The organism is Moorena sp. SIO3H5, from assembly GCF_010692395.1.
Lineage (GTDB): Bacteria > Cyanobacteriota > Cyanobacteriia > Cyanobacteriales > Coleofasciculaceae > Moorena.
The window spans coordinates 1-2,942 of the sequence record NZ_JAAHHS010000636.1 but is presented as its reverse complement, the minus strand read 5'-3'; the positions used below and the strand labels follow the sequence as shown (position 1 = coordinate 2,942).

General features: G+C 43.2%; 7 protein-coding genes. 1 reads left to right on the top strand and 6 read right to left on the bottom strand.

Translation table 11 applies throughout. The annotated features are described in order from the left end of the window. Positions 1-372 (top strand): hypothetical protein (locus tag F6K52_RS34830; RefSeq protein WP_293089539.1); only part of this gene is annotated, 372 nt, incomplete at its 5' end. Between the two features lie 48 nt (positions 373-420). Here the strand turns inward: F6K52_RS34830 and F6K52_RS34825 are convergent. The 6 genes from F6K52_RS34825 to F6K52_RS34800 form a co-directional block, all read right to left on the bottom strand. Next, a complete protein-coding gene (locus F6K52_RS34825; protein ID WP_293089537.1) occupies positions 421-693 on the bottom strand; it encodes a hypothetical protein in 273 nt (90 codons plus the stop codon). Positions 694-703: 10 nt separating this feature from the next. Continuing rightward, on the bottom strand, positions 704-1,201 hold the full coding sequence (locus F6K52_RS34820) for an isoprenylcysteine carboxylmethyltransferase family protein (protein ID WP_293089536.1): 498 nt from the start codon (positions 1,199-1,201) through the stop codon (positions 704-706). A 91-nt stretch (positions 1,202-1,292) separates the two neighbouring features. After that, positions 1,293-1,415, bottom strand: a complete 123-nt coding sequence (locus tag F6K52_RS34815) for a hypothetical protein (protein ID WP_293089535.1) — start codon at positions 1,413-1,415, stop codon at positions 1,293-1,295. Between the two features lie 57 nt (positions 1,416-1,472). Beyond that, the gene (locus F6K52_RS34810) at positions 1,473-1,667 is read right to left on the bottom strand and encodes a hypothetical protein (RefSeq protein ID WP_293089542.1); all 195 of its coding nucleotides are present in this window, start codon (positions 1,665-1,667) and stop codon (positions 1,473-1,475) included. Positions 1,668-1,793: 126 nt separating this feature from the next. After that, complete coding sequence (locus F6K52_RS34805; protein WP_293089534.1) at positions 1,794-2,048, bottom strand: hypothetical protein; 255 nt, start codon at positions 2,046-2,048, stop codon at positions 1,794-1,796. A gap of 102 nt (positions 2,049-2,150) precedes the next feature. After that, positions 2,151-2,942 (bottom strand): WD40 repeat domain-containing protein (locus tag F6K52_RS34800; protein WP_293089533.1); only part of this gene is annotated, 792 nt, incomplete at its 5' end.

Genomic DNA, 2,942 nt, shown 5'->3' with positions numbered 1-2,942 from the left:
GTTAAACCAAAACCATCCATCAGCCAGAATAAAAATTCCAGGACTGATAAATTACCAGACCTGTCCCAACTTCAGGGTAATTTAGGAAAAACGACTCCCAAACAATCTAAACATCAACCACTAGCAGTTGTTAATTCGGGTAACAACAAGGTTCAAGAACCTAAGGGAAACGAAAATGGCGCGATCGCTAACTCTATAAATGATATTGATGTAGAGCCAAATCAAGACTGCATTGACACTAAAGCAACTCCAGAAGGATATGTTAAACATCCTTTAGAACGAGTGTTGGAGTGGTTGGACATAACCATACTTTGGATAGAAGAGCTAGTGGTTAAAAGTTGGCGGTTGCTGCAACGGTTGTGGCCATTTTGAATAGAAGGGAGTAGGGAATAGGGAGTAGGGAATAGGGAGTACCTCACTCTATTTTAAGATTGTTAAATCGAGAGCTAACTCAGGCTCAGGGGCTAAGGATCCATCGGGATAGAGAAACAGAATCAATCGCCCGATTCGTACTGGGCGCTGGCAACTTTTTCCCATCACTGTTTTGATTTGGATAGGCATGACGCCATTAGGGGGATACGCCCACCACTCCCCATTGCGACAAAAGGGATTGCTATAGCCTTGCTCTTCACACCAAGCATGGCAGACCCCACGAATCGCACCGCCGAGATCGTTATAGTGTGAGATTGTCATATATAAACTTTTATCCTTGTGATTGAGGCCACAACTTAGGCAAAAACATTCCTGTGTTTTCCTTATACACGTTATAGTCAGCGGCAAAACTACTAGCTAAAAATTTAGCTTCTTCTTGGCGAGCAACTTGATAGTAGGGAACAAACATTACTACTACTGTGATTAGTAGCCAGAGCTGATTAGTAACAAAAACAGCAGCTAGTAAACAAAGTAGATAGGATGTGTAAAAGGGATTACGAATGAATTGATAGGGACCAGTGGTAATGATATGCTTTGGTAAATCATCAGAATAGCAAATAGACAAAGGCTTTTCCTTCGTTGTTTTCACTGCCCACCAAAACAAAACTAGTGAGCTGATATAGATACTCAGTCCCATTAACCCTAGGATTAAATTGCTTTCTTCAGTCAGAACGATCGTACTGACCTGTAGAACTATTAATGGTATCCATAAGACACCTAGGATCTGTACAGCATTTGGAGTGCCGTTAGGGCGAGTAAATAAAGCCAAGCCTGCCCAAGAAAAACTTATCAAACAAGTTGTGAATAAGATTAGGGCACAAGATTTTAAGACTAGCATGATGTTGGCTCTTCCGTACTTGTTATGCTAAATTAACACTTTGATGAAGGGAGCAGGGAGCAGGGAGCAGGGAGCAGGGAGCAGGGAAGAAGGAACAAATAATGTGTACTTCATAGCTATGATAAACGCTACAATCAGTTATCAAAAAACATAGCTTCCTTTTCCTAGGTAATCTCTCTGTTGATCCCCTGTTCCCTGTTCCCTATTCCCTACTATTTATCGGATTATTCCCCACATCAAAAATAATTATAAATTCCGCATCAGGCATTAATCGCTTCAGAGCCCACAAATGTCCTTCCGCATCCGAGCGATTGCGGAAGCGAGCAACAACAACTCGCTGCATTTTCGGTAACAGCCGCATGACCACCCATGGATGAAGGCGTTCAGAATAGGTCATCATTAAAGTATCTCCTTGTGATTGGGGAGCCAGAGCTAGCCCGTAGATTTTGGACTTTCGCCGGGCTAGCTCTTGACTCTGGGCGTCTCAGCGCCCACTCTTATACTATAACACAAAATTATTTAATTATAACATATTTTGAAAACTTTTGTAAAAAACTGTTTGGGAATCGGGAATCGGGAGCAGGGAAACTATTGCCTCTTGCCTCTTGCCTCTTGCCTCTTGCCTAATCAATATCAGTAGAGTGGGCATCCTGCCCGCCCGAGAATAAGCATGACACTGGCAAGATGCCAGTTCTACAGCTAGATGCCTGCCCGACAATAAGCATGATACTGGCAAGATGCCAGTTCCACAGCTAGATGCCCGCCCGAGAATAAGCATGACACTGGCAAGATGCCAGTTCCACAGCCTATTGCCTATTGCCTATTGCCTATTGCCTATTGCCTATTGCCTATTGCCTATTGCCTTTTGCCTTCCCTACCCTTACTCCTCAAGTAAACTCTTCAACACCTCTTCCGTAAAAGGATTCTTAGCAGCCCGGAGCTCATCTATCCATTTTTGTCGTTGTGCTTTCAACTCATCATCATCGATCCAGTCTACAAATGCCTGAAAATCTGATATCGCTCCTGCAGTATCCCTAGTCAGAGCCCTAGCCAAACCACGACTATCCAGAATATCTCCATCTTCAGGTGCTTTGGCTACTGCTTTTTCACAGGCATTCATCACGTCAGCAGCATATCCATGGAGGCTACCAAACCAACAGATTTCGTTCCAATTATAAGCAGAAATTTCTAGGTTTGGATCTAGTTGTTGTGCTTTTTTATAGAGAGATAGGGCTTTGGTTAATTTACCCTGTATTGCTAACTCCTCACCTTGTTTAATTTTAGTGGGTGCTGCTAGCTGTTTGGCTTTTATCTCTGGCTGTAATTCTAGCTCCGGATTCCATTCTTTGGCTTTTTCAAACTTAGCAATAGCACCCTCAATATCCCCCTCTTTCGCTAACGTCTCACCTTGTTTAACAAGACCGGGAGCTACTGCTACTTTGTCTACGGAATCTTGGCATGTGGTTAAGCTTTCTAAAGCTTCAAAATTCTCCACAAAGTAATCTTCAAGCAACTTACAACCCCTAGCTAGCATCTCACCTAAATCTTCCACGGCCCAGAGTCTGACCGTATTGTCATCTGAGGCGGTAGCCAGCCTCTTACCATCTGGACTAAAACTTACACTATATACCGACGATTGATGTCCTCTCAACAGTGCTAATTGCTTTCCTTC